Source organism: Hyphomonas oceanitis SCH89, from assembly GCF_000685295.1.
GTDB classification, from domain to species: domain Bacteria; phylum Pseudomonadota; class Alphaproteobacteria; order Caulobacterales; family Hyphomonadaceae; genus Hyphomonas; species Hyphomonas oceanitis.
In genome coordinates this window covers 15,821-30,965 of the sequence record NZ_ARYL01000004.1, presented here as the reverse complement: position 1 = coordinate 30,965, position 15,145 = coordinate 15,821, and the positions used below count along the sequence as shown (strand labels likewise).

At 60.1% G+C, this 15,145-nt stretch carries 13 protein-coding genes; 11 read left to right on the top strand and 2 right to left on the bottom strand.

Annotated elements, in window-relative coordinates:
- Positions 1 to 16 precede the first annotated feature (16 nt).
- The 4 genes from HOC_RS03935 (at position 17) to ispG (ending at position 5,840) form a co-directional block, all read left to right on the top strand.
- Positions 17 to 1,264 carry an aspartate kinase gene (locus HOC_RS03935; RefSeq protein ID WP_035536006.1) on the top strand — a complete coding sequence of 416 codons (1,248 nt, stop codon included), beginning with the start codon at positions 17 to 19 and terminating at the stop codon, positions 1,262 to 1,264.
- A gap of 26 nt (positions 1,265 to 1,290) precedes the next feature.
- Positions 1,291 to 3,555 (top strand): phosphoenolpyruvate--protein phosphotransferase, encoded by a 2,265-nt coding sequence (gene ptsP, locus HOC_RS03930; RefSeq protein ID WP_035536004.1) that lies wholly within the window; start codon positions 1,291 to 1,293, stop codon positions 3,553 to 3,555.
- Positions 3,556 to 3,644: 89 nt separating this feature from the next.
- Positions 3,645 to 4,619 (top strand): helix-turn-helix domain-containing protein, encoded by a 975-nt coding sequence (locus HOC_RS03925; RefSeq protein ID WP_035536002.1) that lies wholly within the window; start codon positions 3,645 to 3,647, stop codon positions 4,617 to 4,619.
- An 87-nt stretch (positions 4,620 to 4,706) separates the two neighbouring features.
- Positions 4,707 to 5,840: a flavodoxin-dependent (E)-4-hydroxy-3-methylbut-2-enyl-diphosphate synthase gene (gene ispG / locus HOC_RS03920; protein WP_035536000.1), complete on the top strand. Its 1,134-nt coding sequence runs from the start codon at positions 4,707 to 4,709 to the stop codon at positions 5,838 to 5,840.
- A 3-nt stretch (positions 5,841 to 5,843) separates the two neighbouring features.
- On the opposite strand, the gene HOC_RS03915 is transcribed toward ispG, so the two are convergent.
- Together HOC_RS03915 and HOC_RS03910 are read right to left on the bottom strand one after the other, a co-directional pair.
- A complete protein-coding gene (locus HOC_RS03915; protein ID WP_035535999.1) occupies positions 5,844 to 6,377 on the bottom strand; it encodes a DUF1254 domain-containing protein in 534 nt (177 codons plus the stop codon).
- A complete protein-coding gene (locus HOC_RS03910) occupies positions 6,377 to 6,979 on the bottom strand; it encodes a DUF1214 domain-containing protein (protein ID WP_035535996.1) in 603 nt (200 codons plus the stop codon). The genes HOC_RS03915 and HOC_RS03910 overlap by 1 nt, the downstream gene beginning before the upstream one ends.
- A gap of 183 nt (positions 6,980 to 7,162) precedes the next feature.
- On the opposite strand from HOC_RS03910, the gene HOC_RS21015 reads away from it, so the two are divergent.
- The 7 genes from HOC_RS21015 to clpB all read left to right on the top strand — a co-directional run bounded on the left by HOC_RS21015 (position 7,163) and on the right by clpB (position 15,117).
- Positions 7,163 to 8,443 carry an alpha/beta hydrolase family protein gene (locus HOC_RS21015; RefSeq protein WP_051624504.1) on the top strand — a complete coding sequence of 427 codons (1,281 nt, stop codon included), beginning with the start codon at positions 7,163 to 7,165 and terminating at the stop codon, positions 8,441 to 8,443.
- A gap of 40 nt (positions 8,444 to 8,483) precedes the next feature.
- Entirely contained in the window at positions 8,484 to 8,912 is a 429-nt protein-coding gene (locus HOC_RS03900; protein ID WP_035535994.1) for an MAPEG family protein, read from the top strand.
- A 60-nt stretch (positions 8,913 to 8,972) separates the two neighbouring features.
- Entirely contained in the window at positions 8,973 to 10,049 is a 1,077-nt protein-coding gene (gene prfA / locus HOC_RS03895) for a peptide chain release factor 1 (RefSeq protein WP_035535993.1), read from the top strand.
- A gap of 23 nt (positions 10,050 to 10,072) precedes the next feature.
- Entirely contained in the window at positions 10,073 to 10,906 is an 834-nt protein-coding gene (gene prmC, locus HOC_RS03890; RefSeq protein ID WP_035535992.1) for a peptide chain release factor N(5)-glutamine methyltransferase, read from the top strand.
- Between the two features lie 199 nt (positions 10,907 to 11,105).
- Positions 11,106 to 11,837 carry a DUF4167 domain-containing protein gene (locus tag HOC_RS21010; RefSeq protein ID WP_084146134.1) on the top strand — a complete coding sequence of 244 codons (732 nt, stop codon included), beginning with the start codon at positions 11,106 to 11,108 and terminating at the stop codon, positions 11,835 to 11,837.
- Positions 11,838 to 11,872: 35 nt separating this feature from the next.
- Positions 11,873 to 12,379 carry a GNAT family N-acetyltransferase gene (locus tag HOC_RS03880; RefSeq protein ID WP_035535991.1) on the top strand — a complete coding sequence of 169 codons (507 nt, stop codon included), beginning with the start codon at positions 11,873 to 11,875 and terminating at the stop codon, positions 12,377 to 12,379.
- 122 nt (positions 12,380 to 12,501) lie between these two features.
- Positions 12,502 to 15,117: an ATP-dependent chaperone ClpB gene (gene clpB, locus HOC_RS03875; protein ID WP_035535990.1), complete on the top strand. Its 2,616-nt coding sequence runs from the start codon at positions 12,502 to 12,504 to the stop codon at positions 15,115 to 15,117.
- Positions 15,118 to 15,145: the final 28 nt, after the last annotated feature.

Sequence of the window (15,145 nt, the reverse complement as noted above, 5' to 3'; positions counted from 1 at the left end):
CAGGATATGGGGCGAAATGGCGCGTACAGTTCTCAAATTCGGCGGGACGTCAGTTGGCGACCTCGAACGGATCGCCAATGTGGCGGATATCGTAGCGGACCGTGCAGCGCGCGGCGAATTGATGGCAGTCGTGGTGTCGGCCATGGCAGGCGAAACCAACAAGCTGGTTGCGCTTGCCGAGGGTGCTGCAGGGCAGGATCTGGGGCGCGACCTGTTCCATGACGAGTATGACGTGATTGTGGCGTCCGGCGAGCAGGTGACCGCTGGCCTCCTGGCATTGGCGCTGCGACGACGCGGGCTCAAGGCCCGCAGCTGGCTGGGCTGGCAATTGCGCCTGAAGACGGATGAGGCTCATGGCCGGGCCCGTATTCTTGGCTTTGAGAACAGCGGCCTGCCGGACTCGGTGGACAGCGGCGAGATTGCCGTTGTTGCGGGTTTCCAGGGCGTGACAGATGACGACCGGGTTGCCACGCTTGGGCGCGGCGGTTCCGATACCAGCGCCGTCGCTGTGGCAGCGGCCCTCAACGCCACCGTCTGTGACATCTATACCGACGTCGATGGCGTCTACACGACCGATCCGCGCATGGTGCCCAAGGCCCGGAGGATCCCCAAAATCTCGTATGAGGAGATGCTTGAAATGGCGTCCCTCGGCGCGAAAGTCCTGCAGACGCGGTCTGTAGAACTCGCAATGAACCATAATGTGCCGGTGCGCGTGCTCTCCAGCTTCCTGAAACCAGGTGAGCCGAACCCCGGAACCCTTGTCTGCTCAGAGGAAGAAATCGTGGAAAAACAGGTTGTCAGCGGTGTTGCATATTCGCGGGACGAAGCAAAAGTCACATTGTATGGCGTGGCCGACAAGCCCGGCGTTTCCGCCAAGATCTTCTCGGCGCTAGCGCGTGCGGGTGTGAATGTCGACATGATCGTGCAGGCCAACGCACGTGGCCCGGAGCGGGCCAACATGGTCTTCACCTGTACCGACCGGGACAGCCCGATCGCCAAGCAGACGCTTGAGAGCATGGCGGCAGATATTGGGTACGAGCAACTTGAAGTGACGCGCGATGTGTCCAAGATCTCGATCATCGGCGTCGGCATGAAAAGCCATACCGGTGTTGCCGAAACCATGTTCACGGCGCTCTATGAGAAAGGCATCAACATTGACGTCATTTCTACCTCCGAGATCAAGATCTCGGTTCTGATTGCTGCGCCTTATACCGAATTGGCCGTTCGTGCGCTCCACACGGCGTTCGGACTTGACGCAGTGTAAACCCGACTGCGAAACTCAGGAGAACCATGCCTTATAATCTGCCGGCCACGCGTCTCCTGATGAACCGCCTCCGCCAGGTGATGGCGGAAGACGGCGATACGCGTTTCCGGTTGGATCAGGTGGTGCGCATCATTGCGTCCACCATGGTGGCGGACGTCTGCTCGATCTATCTGCGCCTGACAGATGGGGCCTTGCTGCTAATCGCAACGGAAGGCCTGAAGCCGGAAGCCGTTTCGGCCACGCGGCTTGGCTCAAATGAGGGCCTTGTCGGCCTCGTTGCCCGGCGGGCAGAGCCGATGGCCATCCAGGATGCACCGCGCCATCCCTCCTTCTCGTATCGCCCGGAAACCGGCGAGGACCCGTTCCACGCCTTCCTCGGCATGCCCATCCTGCGTGGCGGCCGCGTTCTGGGTGTCCTGACGGTCCAGAACCGGACCGAGCGGGCCTATGGCGACGATGAGATCGATACGCTGCAGACCATTGCCATGGTGCTGGCCGAGATTGTTGATCGGATGGATCCGGAGCACATGTCCAATGGCGACGGCACAAAGAAGGAGCGCAACCTTGCCTCCCTTAGTGGCCGCGTCCTGTGTGAAGGCCTTGGCTACGGCCGCGCCGTGCTGCACGATCCTGTCGTTCCGGCGGCGAAATTCTTTGCGGCGGACCAGAATCTTGAAGCTCAGCGCCTGAAAGACGCCCTGCGTGGCCTGAAGGATTCCATCGACCAGATGATGGCGCTGGATGGCGCTGCGCTGGGCGATGACCCGCGGGACGTGATGGAGACCTATCGCCTCCTCGCGCATGATCCGTCATGGGCGGAGAAGCTACGCGAGGGTGTCCGGTCAGGCCTCTCCGCCGAAGCCTCCGTTGACCGTGCGCGCCGAGAACACAGGGCCCGGCTGCAAAGCGCGCGCGACCCCTATCTGCGCGAACGGCTGAATGATCTTGAAGACCTGGACAACCGCCTGCTGCGCGTTCTGGCGGGTGACGATGGCAAGCCGCAGATCAGTGAAGAACGCAGCGTACTGGTTGCGCGCCGCTTGGGTCCGGCGGAACTGCTCGACTATGCGAATGCGGGGCTTCGGGCGATCCTGATGGAAGAGGCTGCTGTATCTTCGCACGCGGCAATTGTTGCGCGGGCGTTGGGCATTCCCACGCTGGGCGGTATTGAGGGGCTGACCACCCGCGTCGACCAAGGCGACTGGGTGATCGTGGATGCTGAAAAGGGCGTCCTCCACATCCGCCCGGATGATACGCTCTACGATGCGTACAAGGGCCGGGTGGCGCTGCGGTCCGAGCGCCAGGCGACTTATGCGGCCTTGCGCGGCCTGCCAGCGAAAACCAAGGATGGAACGCACGTATCGCTGTATCTGAATGCCGGTCTGGATCTTGATCTCGACATGCTGGATCAGGCGGGCGCCGACGGCGTGGGCCTCTTCCGCACCGAATTCCAGTTCCTTGTTTCGGAAACGCTTCCCCGCCTCAATGACCAGGTCGCGCTCTACAAGCGCGTGCTGGAAAAGGCCGATGGCAAGCGCGTTATCTTCCGCACGGTCGATCTTGGCGGGGACAAGGTGTTACCTGCCCTGAACCTGAAGCGGGAAGAAAATCCCGCGCTTGGCTGGCGCTCGATCCGTTTCGCACTCGATCACAAAGGCCTCTTCCGGCGCCAGTTGAGGGCGCTTGTCCGCGCGGCCGGTACAGGTCCGCTAACCGTCATGTTTCCCATGGTCACCGTTCCCAGTGAATTCTTCGAGGCACGCGATCTGCTGATGAAGGAAGTGGCCTGGAGCGAGGACCAGACGGGCAAGAAGCCATCCAAGCTTGAGGTGGGCGTGATGCTGGAGACTCCAGCGCTTGCTTTCAGCCTGTCGGAGCTTGCAGGCCAAGCGGACTTCCTGTCTGTCGGCACAAATGACCTGATGCAATTCTTCTTTGCGGCGGACCGTATGACGCCATCTGTATCAGATCGATATGATCTGGTGAGCCCTGCGGCCCTGAGGTTCCTCAAGCAGGTGTCGGAGACCTGCGCCGACCATTCGATCCGCATGTCGGCTTGCGGCGAGGCGACGGCCTCTCCCCTCTCGGCCCTTTGCTTTCTGTCATTGGGATTCCACGCCCTTTCCATGCCCGCCGGCGCTATCGGTCCGGTCAAACGCATGGTAAGATCTGTTAACCTTGGGGCATTTCGGGAGGACTTTCTCAAGGTGCTGGATGCGCCGGACGATGCGTTCCGTAACCAAGTATTAGCCTTGGCGGCCGATCATGGGGTGGAATTGTCCGACGGTTAAGGTCGCTGGTCCAAAAATCACCATGTTTCTGGACCAGAACTTGCTCGTCTTTTGGCGAACATCCCGACGGACGGCTGGATTGGAAGAATATGGGACACGACGAAACCTTCAACACACAAGGCCCTGAGTCTCTGGACGATGTGCGCTCCGCTGATGGCGGAACGGACCGTTCCGTTGAGGATTCGCATGTGTCTGAATCCGTCTCCGAGCCAATCCTGGAAATGACCCCGCGCGAGCGGGCGATGGATATTTTCAAAAGCCGCAAGTTTAATGGAGAGAGCCTGCGCATGGGGCAGGTCCTGCGCCGTGTACGCGAGACGCTCGGCCTTGAAATCGCAGATGTGTCGCGCAAGTCGCTGCTGCGTCAGGATTTCCTGATGTGGATTGAGCGCATGGAGATCGGCCAGATCCCCAAAGGCTACCTTACACCCTACCTGCGCGCCTACTGCGTTGAACTGGGCCTGCCTGACAGTGAAGTCATCGCTCAATATACGCTTGAGTGCGGTGCCGTGTCGGAAGTCAGACACTCTGCGCCTGTGCCGAAAATTGGTGATATCGCGCCGCCCAAGCCGAAATGGCCCCTAATGGTGGCCACAGCTGCAGTGATGACCCTCTTTGCCGGTGTTGCCATTGGCGTGACGCAGATCGTGAAACCCGCGCCTGAGCTGGCACCGGCCCCTGCCATTGTTGCAGTCAACGGCGCGCGTCACAGCCTGTTTGAGGATGCGAGCGAAGCTGAGCGGCCATTGCCGACGAACCTACAGCTAGAACTCGTGGCGGTTCGCCAGGGCTGGCTGGAAATTCGCGGCGCCGACGGCACGATTTTCCGTAGCCGCGTGATGGCAGCCGGCGAGAACTATTTCCCGCGTCTTGATGCAGGCTGGACCGTGTCAGCCAAGGACGGCGGTGCTTTCCAATGGCGTGTCGGTGACGTGGTGATTGGTCCGCTTGGTCCTGAGGGTGCGGCTGTATTCTCGGTAAGTGTCGACCAGAAACTCGCTGAAGCCGCCGAAATGGCTGCGCCCACCGTCGCCGCGAACGGCGCCGGCAAAGCTACACGATAGCGCGACAATGTGCGGTGAGGCCTTTACGCAAGGGCCTGCAAGCGCCACATCAGGCCCAGCAATCAGCCGCAGGGAGACCCACGTCTCATGAGCCACAATCCGATCCGGCCTTGGCGCAATATTGACCGGCGCGTCTCGCGCAAGATCCGCGTTGGGTCTGTCGAAATTGGCGGTGATGCACCGATTGCTGTCCAGACAATGACCAACACGCCGACTGAAGACGCTGCCGCCACCATTGCGCAAATTGAGCGTGCAGCTGAGGCCGGCGCCGATATCGTGCGCGTCTCCTGCCCGACAGAAGATTCAACAGCGGCCATGAAGGCGATCTGCAAGGCCTCCCCTGTTCCGATCGTTGCGGACATCCATTTTCACTACAAGCGCGCCATAGAGGCCGCAGAAGCTGGCGCTGCCTGCCTGCGCATCAATCCGGGCAATATCGGGTCTCAGGCGCGTGTGAAGGAAGTCGTGAATGCCGCGCGGGCCAATGGCTGCTCCATCCGGATCGGCGTCAATGGCGGCTCGCTGGAGCGACACCTGCTCGAGAAATACGGTGAACCTTGCCCTGATGCGATGGTTGAGAGCGCGCTGGATCATGCGCGCATTCTCGATGATCTCGGCTTCCATGAGTACAAGATCAGCGTGAAAGCGTCTGACATGTTCATGACGGCTGCTGCCTACCACCAGCTTGCCGAAGCCACGGACGCGCCCCTCCATCTCGGCATCACCGAAGCGGGCGGCCTGCGCACCGGCACGGTGAAGTCGTCCATCGGCATGGGCAACCTGCTCTGGGCCGGTATTGGCGACACGATCCGCGTGTCGCTTTCGGCAGACCCGGTTGAGGAAGTGAAAGTCGGCTTCGAGATGCTGAAGTCGCTCGGCCTGCGCACGCGCGGCGTCAACATCATTGCGTGCCCGTCCTGCGCGCGGCAGGGCTTTGACGTGATCACAACTGTCGAGACGCTCGAGAAGCGCCTTGCCCACATTTCAGAACCGATCTCGCTGTCCATCATCGGCTGTGTCGTCAACGGCCCCGGTGAAGCGGCGATGACGGATCTTGGCTTTACGGGCGGCGGCAAGGAAAGTGGCAAGATGTTTGTGGCTGGCCGTGCCGATCACAACGTGTCGAACGCCGACATGATCGAGCATATCGTCGGTCTCGTCGAGCAGAAGGCTGAACGTCTTCGTGCTGAACGCGAACAGGCGGAAGTGGCTGCGGAATAGGCGCTAGAGCGGCTTGCACTGGCTTTCAGGAATGAGGGCGGCGGCTGCTTCATAAGCCTCCTGCGTCGGAGCGAGGCGGCGAATGAGGGCCAGCGCTTCCGGTTTCTCAACCCGCACGACTTCAGCGTCCCCTGCCGCCGGTACGTCCTGCTTGCTTGTCGCCACAACGATGCGTCGCATATGCGGCGTTCCGGCCGCACGGGCGTCTAGCGAGCCTGCATATACGTTGTCTGTCCGCGCAGAAAATACCGATAGTGAACCATAGGCGTTCCAGGCCGGAACATCGAGTTCGACAGGGCCGTCCGCCAAGTCTATCACGCAGATGGCGTAGGCAAGATCTGGCGCGGGGCGAACGACCCGCTGGTTCTCCGGGGAGACGCGAGGTGTCATCTGCCAGTGTTGTGTGGGCAGGCCGCCAGCCATCATCCGCTCACGCACCTTGGACATGATCTTGCCAGGCACGGCGTTCAGCACAATAAAATGCGCCAAGGCAAAGGTAACGAGAAACGCGACGAGACCTGTCAGGAAGCTGCGCATCAGGATTGGCCTCCGCACGACAGGCGTTCAATCGACGGCGGGGTCAGAACTGATTCCGGATCGTCGAGCAGCGCGGCATCGGGTTTGTAGAGGCGCAAGGTCAGGTCAAAGTTGTCGGCAGAACGGCTGGACACCCAATTGCCTTCTGCCGGTCGCACAGGCGCAACGAGGAAAGACCAATTCTCGGCCTGACCGGCATTAGTGGCTTTGGTCAGATCGTAGGCGAGCGCCCGATCAGTGTTGGGGGGCAGGTAGTTCTTCGCGTCGTACAGCGTAACCGACCACCAAAGGGCGGGCATCGTCTCGCCGCTGACGCGATAGGTGCAATCCTCTGTGAGGGGCCGGCCGGTATCGTCTTTTGCGCGGGTGAAGTAGACGGCTTCTTCCTTGGTAAGGGCGAGGAGGCCGCGGCGGGCAATATATGCCCGTGTCCAAGGATTGGCGCTTGGGGATCCGACGGTCCAGTCGCTCAGCCAACCATTAGCGTCGATGACGCCGCCCAAACGCATGCCGGGGCCAACTATACCTGCCGCAGCAAGCGCAGACGCTGTGCCAGCAGCGAGGCCGAAGACACAACCAATAACAAGGGCGATCCATTTCATCAGATCATAGTGCAGACCGAGATTGACCCTGCAAGTGCGAAATTTGTTGCGGACTGATCAGCACAGAGGCCTTGTTTTAAAGAAGACCATGGGACAGCCACGTTTTCGTGAAGGGCCTGCCCAAATCGACAAATGGCGGTATGAGTTGGGTGCTACGTGTCCCAAGCAAAGAGGTTTGCCCGCATGATCTGGTTTCTGAAGCGGATGCCGCTGCTGATCGCGTTAGGGATAACGGTTCTGGTGATGTCCAATTGCACCATGCTCGGCATGAATTATGCGAGCCTCGAAACAAGTAACAAGGCGCTTCCCCAACCGCCCCTTGATGTGCAGGCAATCACTGGCAATCCAGCGGTGCGTGAGGACCTAAAGCAGGCATTCGAGGACACGCTTTATGGCCCCTGGCCAACAGGCATGGCTGTCGCCTTCAGCCCGTGGCGTGTTGTCGATCCTGATTATCTGGATGGCCGGGGCACGCTTGAGGAATCGGCAGTTACGATAGGCTCAGGCGAGGGCGCGCGCCTCTTCCATCTCGTTGCGGCCTTTCCAAAGTCAGATCGGTCCTTGCCTGTCGTCGTCAGCCAGACATTCTCGACCAACTGCGCCTCATTTCCCGGGGAGCCCGTCACCGCCGCTGACATGTCTTTCTGTGACGGATCGGAAATGGATGGCATCATGGGAAAGGTGGTGACCCAGATTTTCGGCCGCTACATAGCTGAGGTGCCGGTCTCGCGCTATTTCGATGCGGGCCTGGCCTATGCCAGCTTCTACGCCAGTGAACTCGTGCCGGACAAGAATGGCGAGGCGCAGGCCGTGATGGCCAGAATGGGCGGCCCGATCAGTCCGACGAGTGCGCTGATGGCATGGTCCTATGGCTTCTCGGCGGCGCTGGACGTGTTGGAAGCAGACCCCCGCATTGATAGCAAACGCATGGCGGTGATGGGGCATTCGCGGCATGGCAAATCTGCCTTGATGGCGGGCGTGTGGGATCGCCGTATCGCGGCTGTGATCGCCCATCAGTCCGGTTTTGCAGGGGCGGCGCTGTCGCGGTCTGAAACGGGCGAGGGCCTTGCGCGCATGGCCAAATCCTATCCGCACTGGCTGTCGCCACGTGTGCAGGCCTATCTGACGGATCTTCCCAGTCTGCCAGTGGATCAGCACGAATTGCTGGCCCTGTTAGCGCCAACGCCCGTGCTTCTGGGCAATGGCCGGAGGGATGTCTGGTCTGATCCCAATTCCACGTATCGCGCCGCTGAGGCTGCCTCTGCCGTTTACGCGGCGGATGCGGCGGAGGGGCTTTCGGACGCGGGCATGCAGGCATTCGACCCTGAATCGAATCTCGCCTATTGGCTGCGCCCCGGCGGGCATAGCATCGTGCCCAGGGATATTGATGCCTTCACGGCCTTTCTGGCAGCGCATTTAGATAAGGCTGCGCCTCCTGAAACTGCTGTTCAAATGGCGAATTGATCCCTAATCTCCCGTAAAAGAAAAGCTGAGGGAGCTATAAATGTCTGTAATTGTTGAACTTCTATTGCCCGTGCTCGCGCTGATCTGCTGGACGCTCGTAATGTGGCTCTGGATGTATGCCACACGCATTCCGGCGATGCAGAAGGCCCAGATCGATCCCGATGCGGCCCGCCATCCGGGCACTTATGGGGATCGTATGCCCGCCAATGTCCGTTCCGTGGCCGACAACTACAACCACCTGCATGAGCAGCCGACCATCTTCTACGCTTTGATGTTCTTCGCTGCGCTGACGGGCGGGCAGGGCAACTTCATGGAGTTGATGGCTTGGATCTATGTGGGCCTGCGGATTGTCCATTCCTTCGTCCAGATCCTGTCGCCCAAAGTGGCGGTGCGGTTCATGGTCTTCGCCCTGGCCTCGATCACATTGTTCATTATCGCCGGGCATGAGGTCGTGCGAATTCTGCTCTAGCTTGCAGATGTGGCAGCGAGGGCGCTTCACGCGCCCTCAAAACCGCTCTAAAGGGCCGCTATGGCCACTATTTCTCCTTCCAGACTACAGCAGGTGATCGACCGGTTCGAACAGGTCGAAGCCCGCATGGGCGCGACCACCGAAACCGCTGAAATCATCGCCCTGTCCAAAGAACACTCCGACCTGAAGCCGGTGGTCGACAAGGCGCGCGAGCTGATGTCGGCCCGCAAGGAGCTCAAAGAAGCTGAAGCGCTTGTCGCCAGCGGCGACGCGGACATGGCGGAACTCGCGCGCGATGAAGTCGAGGAACTCAAGGACCGTTTGCCGGCCCTTGAGCAGGAAGTTCAGGTCCTGCTCCTGCCCAAGGATGTCGATGACAAGGCCGATATCGTGATCGAATTGCGCGCCGGCACCGGCGGCGATGAGGCGGCCCTGTTCGCAGGCGACCTGTTCCGCATGTATTCGCGCTATTTCCAGATCATGGGCTGGAAGGTCGATATCGTTGATGCCTCAGAAGGTGATGCGGGCGGCTACAAGGAACTGATTGCCAACGTGTCTGGTGACGGTGTGTTCGGACACATGAAATGGGAAAGCGGCGTGCATCGGGTGCAGCGCGTCCCGGCGACGGAAACGCAAGGGCGTATCCATACGTCTGCGGCCACTGTAGCCGTCCTCCCGGCGCCGGAGAATGTCGAGATCGATATTCGTCCTGAAGATATCCGCATCGATACGATGCGGTCGTCTGGCGCAGGCGGCCAGCACGTCAACACGACCGACTCGGCCGTTCGCATCACGCACTTGCCCACCGGCCTAGTTGCGACCAGCTCCGAAAAATCCCAGCACGTGAACCGCGAAAAGGCGATGGATCAGCTGAAGATCCGCCTCTATGAGCGCGAGCGGTCGGCCAAGGATGCCGAACGCGCCGAAGCGCGGGCAAGCCAGATCGGCTCAGGCGACCGCAGCCAGAAGGTGCGGACCTATAACTTCCCGGAAAATCGGATGACCGATCACCGTATCGGCCTGACACTCTATTCGCTCGACCGGATCATTACGGGCGACAAGCTGAATGATGTGGTCGAAGCCCTCATCACGGAAGACCAGGCCCGCAAGCTGGCGGCCATGGAGAACGAGAACTGAGCCGCCCGACCTATACGGATCTGATGGCTGGGGCCGCCGGATGCTTCCGGCAGGCTGGCATCGAATCCCCGCAACGGGAAGCCCGCCTGCTAATGTCGCTGGCGTCTGGCCTGACGACATCCCAGCTCATCCTCAGGGGCCATATGGCGACGCCAGACGATGTGAGGGAGACATTCGATCGCATGGTCGGCCAGCGCGAGGCACGCGTGCCCTTCCAGCATATTGCCGGAACAACTTCCTTTTTTGGCCTGGACTTCATTTCGGATGCGCGGGCTTTGGTGCCGCGCGCCGATAGCGAGGCTGTGGTTGAGGCGGCGCTCCGCCTTTTGCCGGATAGTCCCGGGCTGGAAATTGCTGACCTTGGAACCGGTTCCGGGTGCCTTCTGATAGCGCTGCTCGTGACGCGGCCGGATATATCAGGAACAGGCGTTGAGGCAGATGGGGCGGCGGCCTCGCTGGCGGCAGAGAATATCGCGCAGCATGGGCTGGAAATCCGTGCAAAGCTTGCGGTTCAGCCATGGTCCGAATGGTCCGGCTGGGGATCAGTGGACCTTCTCATCTCCAACCCGCCTTATATTCGTACCGAGGTCGTTGCCTCTCTCGACCCGGAAGTGCGCCTTTACGACCCGGACGCGGCCCTCGACGGTGGGGCGGATGGTCTGGATGCCTATCGGGAACTGGCAGGGCTTTCCCAGGCCCGCCTGAAGCCCGGAACGCCGGTTGTTTTCGAGATCGGTTATGATCAGCAGGGGGATGTGCGGGCGATTCTGGCGGCCGCCGGGTTGACCGACATCGGCAGTGCAAAGGATCTAGGCGGGAATGACCGGGTTGTATGGGCCCGGCAGCCCATAGGTTAATACGCATATTTTTGCTTGGCGGAGTGAATAATACAGGCTAGAAGCTATGCGTGAGGTGCTGGAAGCCGCGTATGGCAAGTCTGCTCCACCCTCGCCAGACTCTCGCAAAACGGGGCTCGGCCACAGCACTTCCTTCGGCAATTGCGCTGGGAACTGCCTGCAGGACAAAAAGCAGGCGCATGAAACGGGATATACATTCATGAAACGCTCACGCGGGCGCAATCGTCGCTCAGGCGGTAACAATAATAACAACAATCACAACAATCCGAACCGGCACTATGAAAGTGTTGGTCCGGACGTGAAGATCCGTGGATCTGCTCAGCAGGTGCTGGAAAAGTACCAGCAATATGCCCGGGACGCCCAAACGAGCGGCGACCGCGTATTGTCTGAGGCCTATTTCCAGTTCGCCGAGCATTACCAACGCATCGTTGCGAAACAGATGGAAGCCAAGGATCGCCAGCAGCCGCAACAGCGCAACGGCCGAGATGATCGCGACAATCGCCGTGATGACCGCGATAATCGTAATGATTCGTCAGACGATGATTCAAACTCCGACGACAGCAACGAGGAAGCCACCGTTCAGGTGACATCGCGTTCGCGTCCGGACGATAACCAGGATGATCGTGACAATGCCCGCGATACGGACAATGACAATGGCAAGCCGGATTCGCTGAAGGTCATCGACGCCAGCGACGATTCAGATTCCAGCAAGGCAGAGGCACCCAAAGAGAGCCGTTCGAAGCCCAAGGCCGACGGCGATCGCCCGAAGTCTCGCCGGAAGCCTTATCGCGCCAAGGATGCGTCTGAAGAGCCTGAAGCCGTGACGGATGGCGTGATGAAGACCTTGTCGCGTGGTCGCCGCAAATCAGCATCGTCCGAAACGGATGAGCAAGCGCGCGCAGACGATTCGGCCGAGACAACTGCAGACTGAGATGGGCGGGATCGCCCTCATGCGGCTCTGAGACATTGATACGTCTTGCAACACTGAAGGATGCAGAGGCCCTCAGGGACCTCGGCATCTCCTCATTCGTTGCGGCTTTCGGGCATCTCTATAGCGCGGTCGATCTGCAGATCTATCTGGCCGAAAACTATGCGCTCCAAAGCTGGAAGTGCCAGATTGGTGCGCCAGGTCGCCCGATCTGGTTGGCTGAGGCGCCGGACGGTCATTTGGCTGGCTATGCGCAGGCCAGTCCTTGCGAGTTGCCCGTCGATCCTATCCCTGAAGGGGCCCTCCAATTGCATCGGCTCTATGTGCGTCCGGGAACGCTGTCCTCCGGCATAGGCGGCGCGCTGATGACGCGCGTGCTCGAATGGGTGGACATATCCGGCCGACCACCCCTGTATCTCGGCGTATGGTCCGGCAATGAGGGCGCGCAGCGATTCTACGCCCGTTACGGATTTCGCAAAGTGGGCGAATATAACTTTCCCGTCGGCGAACAAGTGGACCGGGAATATATCCTGAGACGCGATTGATCCTGTCGTATGTCGCGCGTCTTGTATGGCCCGGCATCACTCCCCAAATCCAATTCATCACTGCAGGCCGCTGCTGAGCGGGGCCTCAACCAAACCGAATCTGCCTTTGAGAGGGGATAACAATGAATATTGAACAATATACCGAACGCGCTCGCGCGATTGTTCAGAGCGCCCAGACTTCCGCTTTGGCGAGCGGGCACCAGACGCTGACGCCAGCGCATATCCTGAAGACCATGATGGAGGATCGCGACCAGTTGGCCGTGAACCTGATTCGTGCGGCCGGTGGCCGCCCCGAACTGGTTGTTCAAGGTGTCGACGCGGCGTTGGGCAAGCTGCCCAAGGTGACTGGCGCCAATAATGGCCTGCGGCTTGAGCAGGCGTCTGCCAAACTGTTCCAGGACGCTGAAGCCAGCGCAAAGAAGACGGGCGATTCCTTTGTCACAACCGAGCGTCTGTTGCTCGCTATCGCCGGCTTGGCTGGTGACCCTGCAGCTGAAGTCCTGAAAAGCTCCGGCGTAACGACGAAATCATTGGACGCTGCCATCACCGAATTGCGCCAGGGGCGCACGGCGGATAGCGCCAATGCCGAAGAAGGCTATGAGGCACTCAAGAAATATGCGCGTGACCTGACTAAGGATGCGCGCGATGGAAAGCTCGACCCGGTGATTGGCCGTGACGAGGAAATACGCCGTACAATGCAGGTCCTGTCCCGCCGGTCGAAGAACAATCCCGTTCTCATCGGTGAGCCCGGCGTTGGCAAGACGGCGATTGCCGAAGGCCTTGCGCTGCGCATAATCAATGGCGATGTGCCCGAAAGCCTGAAGGGTAAGCGCCTGCTTGCGCTCGACATGGGCGCGCTGATTGCCGGCGCTAAATTTCGCGGCGAATTCGAAGAGCGGCTGAAGGCCGTGCTCAACGAGGTTCAGCAGGCAGCTGGCGGCGTCATCTTGTTCATTGACGAGATGCACACGCTTGTTGGCGCCGGAAAATCCGACGGCGCAATGGATGCTTCAAACCTGTTGAAGCCGGCCCTTGCGCGCGGTGAGCTCCACTGTATCGGCGCGACGACGCTGGATGAGTATCGCAAATATGTGGAAGGCGATCCGGCTCTGGCCCGTCGCTTCATGGCTGTATTTGTCGATGAGCCAACTGTCGATGATACGATCTCCATTCTCCGTGGGCTGAAAGCCCGGTACGAGGCGCACCATGGTGTGCGTGTTTCGGATGCGGCGATTGTGTCAGCGGCGACGCTGTCCAACCGTTACATTACAGACCGCTTCCTGCCAGACAAGGCCATCGACCTGATGGACGAAGCTGCCTCGCGCCTTCGTATGCAGGTCGACTCCAAGCCGGAAGCGCTGGACGAGATTGATCGTCGACTCCTACAGCTGAAGATCGAAGCCGAAGCGCTGAAAAAGGAGAAGGATACCGCATCGATTGATCGTCTGAAAACGATCGAAGGCGATATCGCTGACCTGCAGGCCAAGTCGGACGAGCTGACCTCCGCGTGGTCGGCTGAGAAGAACAAGCTGAAGGGCACGGCCAATGCCAAGGACCTGCTTGACCGTGCCTATGCCGATATGGCGGAAGCGCAGCGGACGGGTGACCTAACGCGTGCCTCGGAGCTGAAATTCTCAACCATCCCTGCGCTTGAAAAGCAGATCAAGGATGTCGAAGGCGCCGAGGATGACGAAGATGGCCTCGTCTCTGAAGTCGTTCGTCCTGAGCATATTGCGGGTGTCGTTTCCAAGTGGACCGGCATTCCTGTCGACAAGATGATGGAAGGCGAACGCGAGAAGTTGCTCCATATGGAGGATGCCCTGCGGGCCCGCGTGGTCGGTCAGGACGCGGCCCTTGAAGCGGTCTCGAATGCCGTCCGCCGCGCCCGCGCCGGGCTTCAGGATCCGAACCGTCCGATCGGTTCCTTCCTGTTTGTCGGCCCCACCGGCGTCGGCAAGACCGAGCTGACCAAGGCGCTCGCCGAGTTCATGTTCGACGACGACACGGCGATCCTGCGTCTCGACATGTCGGAATATTCCGAGAAGCACTCGGTGGCCCGCCTAATCGGCGCGCCTCCGGGCTATGTCGGCTATGATGAAGGCGGTGCTCTGACGGAAGCTGTCCGGCGGCGTCCCTATCAGGTCATCCTGTTCGATGAAGTCGAGAAGGCCCACCCGGACCTCTTCAACACGCTGCTGCAAGTGCTGGACGACGGTCGTCTGACCGATGGCCAGGGCCGCACGGTAGACTTCAAGAATACGATCATCATCATGACGTCGAACCTCGGCGCTGATGCGCTTGCAAGTGGCGACGAAGGCGAGGTGTCGGAGTCGGCGCGCGAGAGCGTGATGTCTGCTATCCGGATGCATTTCCGGCCGGAGTTCATCAACCGCATTGATGAGATCGTCTTCTTCAAACGTCTCGGCCGTGGTGAGATCGACCATATCGTCGACATCCAGATGGTTCATCTCGAAAAGCTGCTGTCGGCGCGCAAGATGAAACTCGACCTAAGCCTTGATGCCCGCAACTGGTTGGCCGCTCGCGGCTATGATCCTGTGTACGGCGCCCGGCCATTGAAGCGTGTGATCCAGAAAGAGTTGCAGGATCCGCTCGCGCGCCTGCTCCTCGAAGGTCGTATTGCCGACGGTGAGACGATCCATGTCGGGGTTGAAGGTGACATGCTTTCGATCAATGGCGTGCCGAACGATTTCGCCAAGGGGCGTGCCGTCCTCAACTGATCGCCTGGCATTTTATCATGGCCGCCGC

What these genes read in the sequence shown, in the direction of transcription:
- clpB (WP_035535990.1), top strand. Translation starts at nt 12,502, where the DNA reads ATGAATATTGAACAATATACCGAACGCGCTCGCGCGATTGTTCAGAGC.
- HOC_RS03900 (WP_035535994.1), top strand. Translation starts at nt 8,484, where the DNA reads ATGTCTGTAATTGTTGAACTTCTATTGCCCGTGCTCGCGCTGATCTGC.
- HOC_RS21010 (WP_084146134.1), top strand. Translation starts at nt 11,106, where the DNA reads ATGAAACGCTCACGCGGGCGCAATCGTCGCTCAGGCGGTAACAATAAT.
- HOC_RS03910 (WP_035535996.1), bottom strand. Translation starts at nt 6,979, where the DNA reads ATGAAATGGATCGCCCTTGTTATTGGTTGTGTCTTCGGCCTCGCTGCT.
- HOC_RS03925 (WP_035536002.1), top strand. Translation starts at nt 3,645, where the DNA reads ATGGGACACGACGAAACCTTCAACACACAAGGCCCTGAGTCTCTGGAC.
- prmC (WP_035535992.1), top strand. Translation starts at nt 10,073, where the DNA reads ATGGCTGGGGCCGCCGGATGCTTCCGGCAGGCTGGCATCGAATCCCCG.
- HOC_RS03915 (WP_035535999.1), bottom strand. Translation starts at nt 6,377, where the DNA reads ATGCGCAGCTTCCTGACAGGTCTCGTCGCGTTTCTCGTTACCTTTGCC.
- prfA (WP_035535993.1), top strand. Translation starts at nt 8,973, where the DNA reads ATGGCCACTATTTCTCCTTCCAGACTACAGCAGGTGATCGACCGGTTC.
- HOC_RS21015 (WP_051624504.1), top strand. Translation starts at nt 7,163, where the DNA reads ATGATCTGGTTTCTGAAGCGGATGCCGCTGCTGATCGCGTTAGGGATA.
- ptsP (WP_035536004.1), top strand. Translation starts at nt 1,291, where the DNA reads ATGCCTTATAATCTGCCGGCCACGCGTCTCCTGATGAACCGCCTCCGC.
- HOC_RS03935 (WP_035536006.1), top strand. Translation starts at nt 17, where the DNA reads ATGGCGCGTACAGTTCTCAAATTCGGCGGGACGTCAGTTGGCGACCTC.
- ispG (WP_035536000.1), top strand. Translation starts at nt 4,707, where the DNA reads ATGAGCCACAATCCGATCCGGCCTTGGCGCAATATTGACCGGCGCGTC.